Source organism: Tamlana crocina, assembly GCF_012037625.1.
Window position 1 is genome coordinate 1 of sequence record NZ_JAAVJS010000693.1, and the last position, 318, is coordinate 318.

Annotated in this window: 1 protein-coding gene; it reads left to right on the forward strand. The window is 50.6% G+C overall.

What is annotated here, in order from left to right:
* Window positions 1-318: HYR-like domain-containing protein (locus HC176_RS18585; protein ID WP_167920455.1), on the forward strand; the 318-nt coding region annotated here is incomplete at both ends.

Consider the following 318-nt stretch of genomic DNA (forward strand, 5'->3'; position numbering starts at 1 on the left):
GGGCATTTACCTATACCATCGAAACACCAGCCTTTACCATACCAGATGCAGACGGAGAAGCCACGGTGGAATGCATTGACGATGCCACCGAGACATTCACATTGCCAACGGTTACCGATGCCTGTGGCAATACCCTGTCGCCCTCAGCTGCAGTAGTTACCGAAACCCCGGACCCATTGACCTGTGAAGGAACGAGAACATACACCTACACTTATACGGACTGCGCCAATAATTCAGATACTTGGGCATTTACCTATACCATCGAAACACCAGCCTTTACCATACCAGATGCAGACGGAGAAGCCACGGTGGAATGCA